Annotated in this window: 12 protein-coding genes; 11 read left to right on the forward strand and 1 reads right to left on the reverse strand. The window is 60.6% G+C overall.

All coding sequences use genetic code 11. The features are described from left to right. The first annotated feature begins 47 nt into the window (after positions 1-47). The 9 genes from gabD (at position 48) to ACXHXG_RS27330 (ending at position 10,062) form a co-directional block, all read left to right on the forward strand. Positions 48-1,499: an NADP-dependent succinate-semialdehyde dehydrogenase gene (gene gabD, locus ACXHXG_RS27290; RefSeq protein ID WP_457901353.1), complete on the forward strand. Its 1,452-nt coding sequence runs from the start codon at positions 48-50 to the stop codon at positions 1,497-1,499. A 162-nt stretch (positions 1,500-1,661) separates the two neighbouring features. Next, positions 1,662-2,585 carry a transcriptional regulator GcvA gene (gcvA, locus tag ACXHXG_RS27295; RefSeq protein ID WP_457901354.1) on the forward strand — a complete coding sequence of 308 codons (924 nt, stop codon included), beginning with the start codon at positions 1,662-1,664 and terminating at the stop codon, positions 2,583-2,585. A 255-nt stretch (positions 2,586-2,840) separates the two neighbouring features. Continuing rightward, positions 2,841-3,980 carry a flavin monoamine oxidase family protein gene (locus ACXHXG_RS27300; RefSeq protein ID WP_457901355.1) on the forward strand — a complete coding sequence of 380 codons (1,140 nt, stop codon included), beginning with the start codon at positions 2,841-2,843 and terminating at the stop codon, positions 3,978-3,980. 13 nt (positions 3,981-3,993) lie between these two features. Further along, positions 3,994-5,034, forward strand: coding sequence for an alcohol dehydrogenase (locus ACXHXG_RS27305; protein ID WP_457901356.1), 1,041 nt, complete (start codon positions 3,994-3,996; stop codon positions 5,032-5,034). Further along, positions 5,021-5,701: a cupin domain-containing protein gene (locus ACXHXG_RS27310; protein ID WP_457901357.1), complete on the forward strand. Its 681-nt coding sequence runs from the start codon at positions 5,021-5,023 to the stop codon at positions 5,699-5,701. The genes ACXHXG_RS27305 and ACXHXG_RS27310 overlap by 14 nt, the downstream gene beginning before the upstream one ends. A 273-nt stretch (positions 5,702-5,974) precedes the next feature. Then, complete coding sequence (locus ACXHXG_RS27315; RefSeq protein ID WP_457901358.1) at positions 5,975-7,081, forward strand: flavin monoamine oxidase family protein; 1,107 nt, start codon at positions 5,975-5,977, stop codon at positions 7,079-7,081. Between the two features lie 14 nt (positions 7,082-7,095). After that, positions 7,096-8,328: an MFS transporter gene (locus ACXHXG_RS27320; protein WP_457901359.1), complete on the forward strand. Its 1,233-nt coding sequence runs from the start codon at positions 7,096-7,098 to the stop codon at positions 8,326-8,328. Positions 8,329-8,341: 13 nt separating this feature from the next. Continuing rightward, complete coding sequence (locus ACXHXG_RS27325; RefSeq protein WP_457901360.1) at positions 8,342-9,184, forward strand: VOC family protein; 843 nt, start codon at positions 8,342-8,344, stop codon at positions 9,182-9,184. A gap of 122 nt (positions 9,185-9,306) precedes the next feature. After that, positions 9,307-10,062, forward strand: coding sequence for an alpha/beta hydrolase (locus tag ACXHXG_RS27330; RefSeq protein WP_457901361.1), 756 nt, complete (start codon positions 9,307-9,309; stop codon positions 10,060-10,062). On the opposite strand, the gene ACXHXG_RS27335 is transcribed toward ACXHXG_RS27330, so the two are convergent. Further along, a complete protein-coding gene (locus ACXHXG_RS27335) occupies positions 10,063-10,962 on the reverse strand; it encodes a LysR family transcriptional regulator (RefSeq protein ID WP_457901362.1) in 900 nt (299 codons plus the stop codon). It abuts the gene before it with no gap. 115 nt (positions 10,963-11,077) lie between these two features. On the opposite strand from ACXHXG_RS27335, the gene ACXHXG_RS27340 reads away from it, so the two are divergent. After that, complete coding sequence (locus ACXHXG_RS27340) at positions 11,078-12,316, forward strand: MalY/PatB family protein (protein WP_457901363.1); 1,239 nt, start codon at positions 11,078-11,080, stop codon at positions 12,314-12,316. Positions 12,317-12,464: 148 nt separating this feature from the next. Further along, positions 12,465-13,481, forward strand: a complete 1,017-nt coding sequence (locus ACXHXG_RS27345) for an amino acid ABC transporter substrate-binding protein (protein WP_457901364.1) — start codon at positions 12,465-12,467, stop codon at positions 13,479-13,481. The last annotated feature ends 114 nt before the right edge of the window (positions 13,482-13,595 follow it).

Raw genomic sequence — 13,595 nt, forward strand, 5'->3', positions numbered from 1 at the left:
GGCTGGCATGTGATATCAGGACCTTAAGGATCCGCGAGGAGGCCGTCATGCATTTGAAAGACGCAACATTGTTCCGGCAGGCCGCATTGGTTGGTGGCGACTGGATCGAGGCAGGTGACAACGCAATCAAGGTCGACAATCCGGCGACCGGTGAGATCATCGGCCACGTTCCCAATCTGGGGGCTGCCGAGACCAAAAAGGCGATTGCCGCGGCTGAAGCCGCCCAGAAGGAATGGGCCGCCCGCACCGCCAAGGAACGCTCCGGCATCCTCAAGCGCTGGTTCGAGCTGATGATGGAAAACCAGGATGATCTCGGCCGCATCCTGACGTCCGAACAGGGCAAGCCGCTGCCCGAGGCCAAGGGCGAGATCGCCTATGGCGCCAGCTTCATCGAATGGTTTGCCGAAGAAGCCCGTCGCGTCTATGGCGACATCATTCCCGGCCACCAGAAAGACAAGCGCATTCTGGTGATGAAGCAGCCGATCGGCGTCGTCGCCGCGATCACTCCCTGGAACTTCCCGAATGCGATGATCACCCGCAAGGCGGGTCCTGCCTTTGCCGCCGGCTGCGCCATGGTGCTGAAGCCAGCCTCGCAGACGCCGTTTTCGGCGATTGCGATAGCTGTGCTTGCCGAACGTGCCGGCCTGCCCAAGGGCTTGTTCAGTGTATTGACCGGCTCGGCCCGCGCCATCGGCGGCGAGATGACCGCAAGCCCCATCGTGCGCAAGCTCACCTTCACCGGCTCGACCGAAGTCGGCGCCGAGCTCTACAAGCAGAGCGCGCCGACTATCAAGAAACTCGGCCTGGAGCTCGGCGGCAATGCGCCCTTCATCGTCTTTGACGATGCCGATCTCGATGCCGCCGTCGAAGGCGCGTTGATCGCCAAGTTCCGCAACAACGGCCAGACCTGCGTCTGTGCAAACAGGCTCTATGTGCAGGACGGTGTCTATGATGCCTTTGCCGAAAAACTCTCTAAGGCGGTCGGCGCACTGAAGACCGGCAATGGTTTCGACGAAGGCATCAATCTCGGCCCGCTGATCGACGAGGCAGCCCTTGCCAAGGTCGAGGAGCATGTCGCCGATGCGCTTTCCAAGGGCGGCCGCGTCGTTGCCGGCGGTCATCGCCATCCGCTCGGCGGACGCTTTTATGAGGCAACCGTACTTGCCAATGTCACACCGGCGATGGCTGTCGCCAAGGAAGAGACCTTCGGACCGGTGGCTCCGCTCTTCCGCTTCAAGGACGAGGCCGATGTCATCGCCCAGGCCAACGACACCGAATTCGGTCTTGCCTCCTATTTCTATGCCAAGGATCTCGCCCGCGTCTTCCGCGTCGCAGAAGCGCTCGAATACGGCATGGTCGGCGTCAATACCGGCTTGATCTCGACGGCCGAAGCCCCCTTCGGCGGCGTCAAACTCTCCGGCCTCGGCCGCGAGGGATCGCGCTACGGCATCGAGGAGTTCACCGAAATCAAATATGTCTGCCTCGGCGGCGTCGTCTGAGGCAGACGCTACGCGAGGGTGATAGAGGCTTGTCGCCTCGTTCACCCTCGCCACGACCGCAACCCGGCGTACAAGGACGGCGAGGCGGATAGCGCAAAACGGAGACGTTGCTTAATATCTTTAGGCGATCAGTCGTCCGCAATCCGCGCAAGAGAAAGTCCCTTGAACAAGAAATCACCGGTTTATCTGAATGCGCTGCGGGCTTTCGAAGCCAGTGCACGTCACGGCAGCTTTTCCGGCGCCGCGGAAGAACTCAACGTGACCGCGGCGGCCGTCGGGCAAATGGTGCGCGGCCTCGAGGACTGGCTGGGAGCCCCAGTGTTTCATCGCAGCGCTACCGGGAAAACCAGATTGACCTTGACTGAAAGCGCCGAACGCGCGCTTCCGGATATCCGCGCCGGACTCGATCGCCTCGGGATTGGACTGGAACGGCTTCGGGACTCCGCGACCAGCGGCATCCTCAACGTCACAGTCAGTCCGGCCTTCGCCGCCAAGTGGCTGCTTCCGCGTATCGACCGCTTCCAGGCCAGATCGCCGGACACCGATATCCGCCTTGAGACGAGCCTGAAACTCGTCGACTACAAGGCGCATGGCATAGACGTGGGGGTCCGATATGGCGACGGAAACTGGCCGGGACTGGTTGCGGAAAAACTGATGGATGAGGAGGTCTTTCCGGTCTGCTCACCCAGTTTCTGCGACAGGGGAAATTTGACCGCGCCGCCCGATCTCATGCGAACCACGCTCATCCATGACCTCTCGGTCGATCCGGCGATCGGCTTCGTCACCTGGGACATCTGGCTGCGGGCGGCCGGTGTGCCCGAGAGCCAACCGCAAAGAGGCATGAGGATCGATAATTCCGCCGCCGTCCTTCAGGCCGCGATCGAGGGACATGGTATCGCGCTGGCGCGCAGTATTCTGGCGCATGATGATCTGGCGGCCGGGCGGCTCCGGCGCCTGTTTCCCGGGGTAAGCGTGCCTTCAAAGCTAGCCTACTACGTGGTCTACCGTTCGGAATACGCTTCGCTGCCGAAGTTGCAGGCGTTTCGTAGTTGGCTGATCGAGGAAGCATCCACGATCCGATCCTAACGGGGATAAGTCTTCTCCCGATCGGTTTCCCGCAAGCACGACAAAGATTTCCTTTGTCGGGCGCAAGAAACTCTCATTTGTCAGGGCGGCTTTTCAGGGGCATCAAATGTCCCAGACGCAGATCTCGGCACTGGACCTTCCCCGGCGGGATTGCTTGCTATCGAACGGATCCCATGACCCGTTCTGCGTCTTTTATACGAAGCCACACTTGAGAGGATGATCATGGCTCCGGAATCACGGCCCTTGGCCTCTCCAATGACATCTTCCTTTTCAAATTCCATTCTGATCGTCGGCGGCGGGCTCGCCGGCCTGACGGCCGCCTACCGCCTCCATCGCGCGGGCATCGGTTTCGGCTTGATCGAGGCGCGGGATCGTATGGGCGGGCGTATTCTGACGACAGATCCCGACAACAAAACTTCGGGCGATGGATTTGATCTTGGCCCATCCTGGTTCTGGCCGGATGTGCATCCCGCCATCAGCCGGTTCGCACACGAATTGGGCCTTGAGTTCTTTGCCCAGCACAGCCACGGCGCGACGGTGTTTCAGCGTTCGCGGGAAACGGCGACCGAGCACTATCGCACGCTCCGGCAAGACCCACAGTCCATGCGGTTGGTGGGCGGCAGCGGTTCGATCATTTCTGCGCTGGCGGCGCGTTTGCCGCCGGACAGCATACGTCTCGGAACCAAAGTGACCCGAGTCCAGCGAACAGACAGGGGCATCACTATGTACTTTGTTGGTGCGAACGATGCGGTCGAGGAGATCACTGCCGGCCATGTCATCTTCGCGCTACCGCCACGTTTGCTGGCCGAGACGGTCGAATTCGATCCGGCGCCGGGTGCATTGCTTCAGAAGCTTTGGCGCGAGACGCCGACCTGGATGGCGCCACACGCAAAGTTCTTCGCTCTTTATGAGGCTCCCTTCTGGCGAGCGGCCGGACTTTCCGGCGCGGCGCGGAGCATGGCCGGTCCACTCGTCGAGATCCATGACGCCACCACCGCGTCGGGGAAAGCAGCCCTCTTCGGCTTCGTCGGCGTTCCGGCACACTACAGAAGAGAAGTCGGTCGCGACGCCATCACCGACGCTTCGATCGCCCAACTCGGACAATTGTTTGGACCGGATGCATTGAGGCCGACGACAACGCTCTACAAGGACTGGGCCAAAGATCCTCTGACGGCCACCTCCCTGGACCAGATGGCGACGGGCCATCCCGACGGCCGCCGTCGAGAATGGACCGACAATAATTGGAGCGATCGAATCACCTTGGCGGGCAGCGAAACCGCAGTTCACGACCCCGGCTATCTGGCTGGCGCCGTCGAAGCCGGGGAACGTGCCGCTATCAGCCTGATCAACAGATCGGGTCCGCAAACAGCGATCCCGACAATGTCCAACGCATAAAGGAGCGGAAGTCATGAAGGCAACTTATCGGGCGATGCAGATTACCACGCAACACGGTCTTGAACTGGTGGTGCGGCAAACCCCTGTACCCAAGGCGGGCGAAGTCCTGATCGCCATCGAAGCCTGCGGCATCTGCGGTGCCGATGCCAGCGACATCGACAATGCTGATCCCACATTGCAGCCGCCCCGTGTTCCCGGCCATGAGGTGATCGGCCGTATTGCCGCCGTTGGTCCGAATACGCCCTCGATCTGGAAGGTGGGACAGCGCGTCGGCGTCGGCCGTCTCGGCGGCCATTGCAACGAGTGCCGCGAGTGCCGTCGTGGCCGCTTCAATCTCTGCCGCAACCAGACCGTGGTCGGCGCCTCCAGCGATGGCGGCTATGCCGAAATGATGATCGTGCGGGCGACCGGGCTTGTCTCCATTCCGGACGAACTGTCGTCCGAGGAGGCCGCTCCCATTCTGTGCGCGGGGCTTGCCACATTCAACGCGCTGAAGAAATCGGGCGCCGAGGCAGGCGACACCGTCGCCATTCTCGGAATTGGCGGCCTCGGGCATATGGCGCTGCAATATGCCCGCAGGATGGGTTTTCGCGTCGTGGCGGTCGGGCGCGGCGACAATATCGCCCAGGATGCGATGAACCTTGGTGCCCATCGCTACATTGATACGAATAAGGAAAACGCCGCCGACGTTCTCAACGAGATGGGCGGCGCGAAAGCGATCCTGACGACGACCGGCAATCCGGCGGCGGTCACGGCGTTGATGCCCGCACTTGCACCGGAAGGTCGCCTTGTCGTGCTCGGCGTTGGCAAGGATCCGCTCCCTGTGTCGACGCGATACCTGGTCGGCGGCGAGCGAAGCCTCATCGGCTCGATGACGGGTACGCCGTTCGAGAATGAGAAGACGCTGGATTTCAGCGTTCTGGCGGGAGTGCGACCGATGACCGAGACCATGCCGCTGGAACAAGCGGCAGAAGCCGTTCAAAGAATGAGATCCGGCAACGTGAAGTTCCGGATCGTCCTGACCATGGGAGACCAGTCCAATGCGCATCAATGAAGACCTGACAAAACCGGTCATCGTCCACGCGGCCGGGCTCGATTGGAAGCCGAGTCCTGCCGCCGGCGTGGATCGGCGGATGCTTTATCGCGTCGGCGGCGAAGTCGCCCGGGCAACCTCGATCGTGCGCTATGCGCCCGGCAGCGCCTTTCCGCGCCACGTCCATGCCGGCGGCGAGGAAATACACGTGCTCGAGGGAACCTTCCAGGACGAGCATGGGGATTACCCGGCGGGCAGCTATTTCCGCAATCCGCCCGGCACCTCGCATGTGCCCGCATCGGAAGAGGGCTGCACGATCTTCGTGCGCCTTTGGCAGTTCCGGAAGGGCGACGACGTGCAAATCGTCCGCCAGCCTGGCGAGGGCGAAGCGGCATCGTTGCGCGACGGGGCCGAAACAGCACGTGTCCTTTTCGAAGACGAAAAAGAACAGGTTTCGCTTGAGAACTGGCAGCCGGATTTCGCCATAGCGGTTGAAAATCGCCTCGGCCTCGAATTCTTCGTGCTTTCGGGCAGCCTTACAGTTCGGGGCGAGCTACTGGAGCCACAGAGCTGGGGTCGCTTGCCTGCAGGCGAGCCACTTGAAGCAATGACGGGGCCGGAGGGTGCGCAGATTTGGATCAAGGATGCCCCTCTCCAGCACCCCGACGTGTTGCCGATGCCCGACTGAAACCAGCGGGAAGGACTCTTAATCCGCGCGTGAGCCAGCGCCATCTGCTTGAGGCACGTCGAATCTCAACATTATGAGCACTGCTCATCGATACATGACGCAACGTCATTTCTGATTTGATGGGCCCCATGGTATGGCCGCGCGGATCAACGAATTCGTCCCGCCGGCCGCCTGCCCTTGACCTAGCGGACCACTTGCCACTCCCATATTGGCATATTCGCCGCCTTGAACGACGCAAGCGCCGCTGGGACCAACTTCCCGGAAAAGAGACAGATGAACACAGAGGTTGCGATTATCGGCGGAGGTTTGGCGGGGCTGAATGCGGCGCGCCTGTTGCATGCGGCAGGGATCGAATTCCTGCTCCTTGAGGCAAGAACAACACTCGGCGGCCGGATCCAGACCGTCAACGAGTCAGGCCAGCCTGACGCAGACGGCTTCGACCTTGGGCCCTCCTGGTTCTGGCCCCGGATGCAGCCTGCGATCGCCGCACTCGTCGCAGAGCTCGATCTGCCAACTTTCGTGCAGAATAGTGATGGCGACATCGTCTTCGAACGGATGTCGCGGGAATCGGCAAAGCGCTATCCCGGACTGGATCAAGAACCCGAAACGATGCGGCTTGTCGGAGGGTTTGCCGCGCTGGTCCGGGCACTGGCGCGGGACTTGCCGGAAGAGCGGCTGCGGTGCGGAGCGCAGATCACCAAGATGCGCCTGACGGATGCCGGGGTGAAGCTGTCGATCCGCTTCGCAGACGGACAGAAGGAGAAATTGCGGGCGTCACAGGTCATAGCGGCCCTACCGCCGCGTATCCTGGAATCGTCCGTCCGGTTCGAGCCGCCCCAAGAACCCGCGACAATCCAGTTATGGCACCAAACCCCTACCTGGATGGCGCCGCATGCAAAATTCTTTGCCGTCTATGATCGTCCCTTCTGGCGGGAGGCAGGCTTTTCGGGGACGGCGCAGAGCATGGTCGGGCCACTGGCGGAGATCCATGATGCGACGACGTCCACCGGCAGCGCGGCGCTGTTCGGCTTCGTTGGAATGGGTGCGGAGCAACGCGCGGCGATAGGTGAGGAAGCGCTGACTAGGACCTGCGTCCAGCAGTTCGCTCGCATCTTTGGGCCAGAAGCTGCCCAGCCGCGGGCCACGCTCTACAAGGACTGGGCCGCCGATCCGTTGACGGCAACATCCGCCGACTGGTTTTCCGCCGGGCATCCGCACGCCCCGGATGAAGGCTGGATCACCGGCCCGTGGAAAGATCGGCTTGTGCTGGCCGGGAGCGAGGCCAGCTCGGTAGAAGCCGGTTATCTGGCTGGCGCAGTGGAGGCATCCACTCGCGCGGCCACCGACCTTATCGATAAGCTCGCGACAAACAGAAATTGAAAGGACCCTTGCCCATGGGAATCGTCGATCGGACGTTCCGCGACACGACCGGTTTGTCGGAACAGCAGAATATCGCTTCCCGGAATGTCTGGGTGCTGACGGCTGCCCAATCTCTCGGAGGGGCGAGTTCCCCCATCATAATCTCCTTGGGCGGACTTGTCGGGCAACAACTAGCATCCAATCCTACCGCTGCCACATTGCCGGTCAGCATGTTCAATCTGGGGCTTGCTCTCGGGACGTTGCCGGCATCCGCCATCATGCGGCGGTTCGGGCGTCGAACCGGCTATCTTCTCGGTGCAACGATCGGCATGACAGCAGGCCTCGTCGCCACTATCGGCATCCTCAACGCGAGCTTTCTCGTCTTCTGCATCGGCACGTTCATGGCTGGCTTCTATTCGGCCTATGTACAGAGCTACCGCTTCGCAGCGACTGACGGCCTGATTGGCGCAGCGCGCGACAAGGCGATCTCCCGCGTGATGGTCGGCGGATTGATTGCGGCGGTGATCGGACCACAGTTGGTCATCTGGACGCGCGAGGCGCTTCCAGGGCATTCTTTTGCCGGCAGCTTCCTCAGTCAAGCGGCACTGGCGATGCTCGCCCTTCCGATCCTGCTGGCACTCCGCCGCCCTGAGACACCCAAGGCGGGATCGACAGAAATGGCAGACTGCCGGCCACTGTCTCAAATCCTGTGTTCGCCGCGCTATCTCCTGGCGGTCGCCACGGGCGTCGTATCCTATGCGCTGATGACCTTCGTTATGACGGCCGCACCGATGGCTATGGTTGGCCACGGCCATTCCGTCGATTCCGCAGCGCTCGGCATTCAATGGCACGTTCTGTCGATGTTTGGACCAAGCTTCGTTACCGGCCGGCTGATGGCGCGCTTTGGCAAGGAGCGTGTCGCCGCAGTGGGTCTCCTCCTGATCGGCGCTTCGGCGCTCATCGCACTGAGCGGCCTCGATGTCGCGCACTTCTGGGGGTCACTGGTGCTTTTGGGGATCGGTTGGAACTTCGGCTTCATCGGCGCCACCGCCATGGTTGCCGGTTGCCATTCTCCGTCCGAACGCGGCAAGGCGCAGGGCGCAAATGACTTCATGGTCTTCGGCACAGTCGCTTGCGCCTCATTCTTTTCGGGATCACTGCTGCATAGCTCTGGCTGGAGCACTATCAATTGGCTAGTGCTGCCCGCGGTGGCCTTCATCCTCGTTCCGCTGGTTTGGCGTGCGGCGAGGCTGACAAAAAGCAGATGAAAGGTTGAGTGCAATGCCCGCTTCCAGACGCCGTATCGATCACATTGTACTCGCGGTTCATGATCTTGAGGCCGCAGCGGAGTTTTATGCGCGCCTCGGATTCAAGGTTGGAGCCCGCAATCGCCATCCCTGGGGCACCGAAAACCGGCTTGTCCAGTTCGGCTCTTCCTTCATCGAGCTGATTACGGTGGGCGACGACCCCGGACTGATCCCGCCGCATGAACCTCGGCGCTTCAGCTTCGGCGCTTTCGTGCAGGATTACCTCAGGAAGCGCGAAGGCTTTGCGATGTTGGTGCTCGACAGCCCGGACGCAAAGGCGGACGCGGCGGCGTTTTCGCAAAGGAAGATCGGCGAATTCGAACCGTTCTTTTTCGAACGCAAGGGGCGCCGTCCAGATGGCAGCGAGACGCATGTCGCCTTCACGCTGGCCTTTGCCATGGACCCTAAGCTTCCAAACGCTTCCTTCTTCGTTTGTCAGCAGCATTTTCCTGAGAACTTCTGGAATTCGGATTTTCAGAAGCACCCGAACGGCGCGACAAACATCCTGGCGGTCACGCTGGCGAGCGCGGACCCTATGGATCATGCCGGCTTCCTGGCAGACTTCACAGATGTCCAGCCGAACAGGCCCGACCACACTCAGGTGGCTTATGAGCTGGCGAAAAATGGCAAACTCGTCGCGGAGAAGAGTGGAAGCGACAGCGGCTTCACGGGCTATACGGTCGCCGTTCCAGATTTGGCGCGACAGCAAGCTCTGCTATCGGAAGCGGGCATCGTATTCAGCATGGTCGGCGCTTGCGTTGTCGTGAAGCCCGAGAACGCCTTCGGTGTAGCCATCAGCTTTGTCTCGGCCGACTGATGCGTATCCGAGCTGCCCTTGTCCTTTTGCTAGTGCTCGTGACGGCAATGTCGGTTTCATTGCCTTCTTCAGCCTCTGAAACCAAATCGCTTTGTTCGAAAAGCGATCATCTGACGGTGCAATTGCCGGATCCTGTTTCGCACCGCCGTTACGAGATCTATGTCAGCCTGCCTGCGGATTATTCCGAGAGTTCCGGAAAGACCTATCCTCTGGTGATCATCGCCGATGGCGGCCGGGCTTTTCCGACCTTAAGTTGCGACGCCCGAGCGCTCGCAAACAGCAATGCCATTGACCAAGCCGTTATCGTTGGCCTCTCCTACGCCCTTGGCGAGAACCTTGAGGATAGCCGGCGCCGCGATTATACACCGGTCGCCCTTCCGAGCAGCGGAAAGCTCTATGGCGGCGCAGCCGCCTATCAGCGGTATCTTGGCGATGTCGTCCTGCCATATCTCCAAGACCACTACCGGGTCGCATCCAACCGGCGCATTTTCTGGGGGCATTCCTATGGAGGGTTATTGGGTGCGCGCATCCTTCTAACCGAACCCTCGCTGTTTCAGACCTACCTCCTGGGAAGCCCGTCTTTCTGGTTCGCAGACGAAGCGATCTTTGACCTTGAAGCCGGTTACGCTGAAGGGCATCACCAACTCAATGCCGAGGCGCTCCTTTATGTCGGCAGTCTGGAAACCGGTGGTTACGACTCCGCTCATAGAGAAAAAAGCCGCGACATGGTCGCCGGCATGCACAAGTTTGAAGAGCGTCTTCGCTCGCGCGGCTACAGCGGTCTGCGAATATCCTCGACCGTGATCCCTGGCGAGGACCATATCGGCTCCGCCAGGCCGGGCTTTGCATGGGCCATAAAGAAGGCCCTTGGCAACTGATCACGGCAAAGCTGAGCGCCCCATCTCCAGAGCAAGCTTCAGGAAACCGTCGATGTAGGAGATGGTTTCCTCGCCGCGCCGTACGCCCAGATTGATGCTCTTCCGAATGCCGGCGTCTCCCAGACGGAGCGCACGGATGGGCGATCCGGACGCATCCTCATGCAGCAGCCAATCCGGAAGAACCGTCACGCCCCTGCCCGCACAGACGAGTTGCAGCATCAGGTCGATGGTTTCGGCGGTGCGATGCTGGCGGGGCCGGCAGTGCGCCGGAACAAGAAATTGGGTGTAGATGTCCAGGCGCTCAAGAGTGACGGGAACCGTGATCAGCTCTTCGTCGAGCAGGTCTTGCGGCTGTACACAAGTGCGGCTGGCAAGAGGATGCGTCTCGTGCACCATCAGGACCAGTTCGTAATCAAACACAGGCGTAAAACGCAACTCCGGCGCTTCCACGGGGTCCGGCGTTATCAGCAGGTCGATCTCGTAACCGAGGAGCGCCTCCACGCCATCGAAACGAAAGGCGGTGCGCACGTCGAAATCTACGTCGGGCCACTTCGTCAGATAGGGCGTCGCTATTCTCGTGAGCCAGCGCTGGCAGGGGTGGCATTCCATGCCGACACGAAGCGCTCCCCTTCTTCCCACCGCGAAGTCAGTCAGCACCCGTTCCGCATGCTCCATCTGCGGCAGGATGCGTTCGGCAATGCCCAGCAGGTACTCGCCCGTCTGCGTCAATCGCAGACCCCGGCCAGTCTTCATCCAGATCTTGATGCCGTGCCGCTCTTCGAACTTGGCGATCGTATGGCTTAGAGCCGATTGGGTGACGTTCAGCTTCTCCGCAGCCGCGGTGACGCTGCCGCGGCGGCTGACTTCTCTCAGAATCGCAAGGTGCTGACGATCGATCATTATGATACCAACTCATGAATAGATGAAATCATACCATTTCCGCTCATAATGCAATGCCGCTACCTTTTCGTCAATCAGGCCTCAACGAGGCAGCCGAGACGGAAAGGAAACCGCTGTGACGAAGCTGGCAACTGCGCAACATCCTCCTGCAGATTATGCGCAGACATCATCGATTTTTGATGAGGTCATTGATCGCAAGAACAGCAACTCCATGAAATGGGCCTATGCGGGCAAGCTGTTGACACCCGACGAAGCTGCGGCCGATCCCCTGCCGATGTGGGTGGCAGATACCGATTTCAAGGCGCCGCAAGCCGTCATCGACGCGCTTCACACGGCGGTCGATCATGGCGTCTTTGGCTATCCCGGCGGGGGAACCGCTTCCTATCTCGACGCTGTGATCGGTTGGCAGCAGCGGCGTTTTGGTTGGGATGTCGCGAAAGAATGGATCCTCCAGACGTCCGGTATCATCACCACGTTGAAGACGGCCGTTCAGGCTTTTTCGGCGCCAGGAGACAGCATCCTGATCCAACCGCCGGTCTACGCGCATTTTCACAACGACGTCCTTTTGAATGGCCGGCACCTCGCCTATGCGCCGCTCGAATTCACCCGCGATGGCTATCGGTTCAACCAGAAGACTTTCGAAGCGGCGATCCGCGGCAATACGAAGATTTTCATCCTCAGCCACCCGCATAACCCGACCGGCAACGTCTGGTCGGAGGACGAGCTGCGGACGATGGGCGAAATCTGCGCTCGCAACGATGTCTTGGTCATCTCCGACGAGATCCACGAGGATCTGATCCTCAACCCGGCCAAGAAGCACATCCCGTTCGCCTCGCTCGGCGAAGCGTTCGCGCAAAACAGCATCACCTGCACCGCGCCGAGCAAGACGTTCAACCTGCCGGGTCTCCAGAGCGCCAATGCTTTCGTCCCGAACAAGAGGCTCCGCGACGAACTGTGCCGCCAGTATGAGCGCAATGTCTTCGAACTGGTCAACGTGCTGGGGATGGTTGCGGCCGAGGCCGCCTATGCGCATGGCGAGCCATGGCTTGAGGATATGCTGGCCTATCTCAGAGCAAATCACGCGCATTTTTCTACCGCGATCCACCAAGCGGATCCGCGCCTGAACGTCCTTCCGACGGATTCTCTTTACTTGGCCTGGATGGATTGCCGCGGCCTCGGAATGGATGCCGACGCCCTCAATAAATTCATGCTGACCAAGGCGCGCGTCTGGCTCGACAAGGGCCAGAAGTTCGGCATCGAGGGGCATGGATTCATGCGCGTCAATCTCGGCTGCCCACGCGCAATCGTCGATGAATCGATCCGGCGCATCACCGCCGCCGTCGCCGCACTTTGAGGGCCAAGCCATCATCGGATTCACGCGGAAATGACGATCGTCTTCGGCCATGCCGATAACGACGAAAAAATTGGGAACTCAACCGATCTTAGCAGCGGAGAAATCGGCAAAAAGCCAGCTGCCGGATCACAAACTGGGAGAATGCGAAATGAAAATAATGATTGCCCTTGCCGCGATTGCCGCGGCAACGCTGACGGCCGGTACCGCTTCGGCCGGCACGATGGCCGACGTTCAGGCGCGCGGCAAGCTGAACTGCGGCGTGACCGGCGGTCAGGCCGGTTTCTCCGCGCCGGATGCATCCGGCGTTTGGCAAGGCATGGACGTCGCCTATTGCCGTGCCATTGCAGCCGCGGTCCTAAAAGACCCCAAGGCGGTAAACTTCATTCCGACGACAGGCCAAACGCGCTTTACAGCACTCGCCTCGGGCGAAATCGATATCTTGTCCCGCACCACGACCTGGACGTTTTCCCGGGACGTGGACCTGAAGTTCACCTTCGCCGGCATAAACTTCTATGACGGTCAGGGCTTCATGGTACCGAAGACGCTCGGCGCCAAGAGCGCCAAGGATCTGAACGGCGCAACGATCTGCATTCAGACCGGCACCACGACCGAGCTTAACCTCGCCGAGTATTTTCGCAAAAATGGCATGACGTACGAGCCGGTGCCGGTCGAGAACAACGCTGATATCGCGCAGAAGTATTTGGCGGGTGCCTGTGACGTCTACACCAGCGATGGTTCAGACCTAGCGTCCACGCGTTCCAGCTTCAAGAACCCGCAGGACCATATCATTCTTCCTGACGTCATCTCGAAAGAGCCTTTGGCCCCGCTGGTGCGCCAGGGCGATAATCAATGGGCCGATGTCGCCCGGTGGACACTGAACGCACTGATCGAAGCCGAAGAACTCGGCGTCACGGCCGAGAATGTCGAGAAGCTCTCCACCGGCACGGATAATCCGGAAATCAATCGCCTGCTGGGCAAGGAAGGCGATCTCGGCCAACAATTGGGCCTGGATGCCGCCTGGGCGAAGCGTGCGATCGCCGCCGAAGGCAATTACGGGGAAATCTTTGCCAAGAACATTGGCGAAAAGACGCCAATCGGTTTGTCCCGCGGCCAGAACGCTCTGTGGAACCAGGGCGGCCTGATGTACCCGCTGCCGTTCCGCTGAAAACGTCTTATGGCGCGGGCTTGGCCCGCGCCATTCGTTTTCGCCGTCCTCGTTTGCCCACACCGCACTCATTGTGCGCCGAAGGTCGCGCAGCGAACCTTCAGGGAGATCACT

This window comes from Rhizobium sp. LEGMi-198b (genome assembly GCF_054114205.1).

What these genes read in the sequence shown, in the direction of transcription:
- ACXHXG_RS27335 (WP_457901362.1), bottom strand. Translation starts at nt 10,962, where the DNA reads ATGATCGATCGTCAGCACCTTGCGATTCTGAGAGAAGTCAGCCGCCGC.
- ACXHXG_RS27315 (WP_457901358.1), top strand. Translation starts at nt 5,975, where the DNA reads ATGAACACAGAGGTTGCGATTATCGGCGGAGGTTTGGCGGGGCTGAAT.
- gabD (WP_457901353.1), top strand. Translation starts at nt 48, where the DNA reads ATGCATTTGAAAGACGCAACATTGTTCCGGCAGGCCGCATTGGTTGGT.
- ACXHXG_RS27300 (WP_457901355.1), top strand. Translation starts at nt 2,841, where the DNA reads ATGACATCTTCCTTTTCAAATTCCATTCTGATCGTCGGCGGCGGGCTC.
- ACXHXG_RS27325 (WP_457901360.1), top strand. Translation starts at nt 8,342, where the DNA reads ATGCCCGCTTCCAGACGCCGTATCGATCACATTGTACTCGCGGTTCAT.
- ACXHXG_RS27345 (WP_457901364.1), top strand. Translation starts at nt 12,465, where the DNA reads ATGAAAATAATGATTGCCCTTGCCGCGATTGCCGCGGCAACGCTGACG.
- ACXHXG_RS27305 (WP_457901356.1), top strand. Translation starts at nt 3,994, where the DNA reads ATGAAGGCAACTTATCGGGCGATGCAGATTACCACGCAACACGGTCTT.
- ACXHXG_RS27320 (WP_457901359.1), top strand. Translation starts at nt 7,096, where the DNA reads ATGGGAATCGTCGATCGGACGTTCCGCGACACGACCGGTTTGTCGGAA.
- ACXHXG_RS27310 (WP_457901357.1), top strand. Translation starts at nt 5,021, where the DNA reads ATGCGCATCAATGAAGACCTGACAAAACCGGTCATCGTCCACGCGGCC.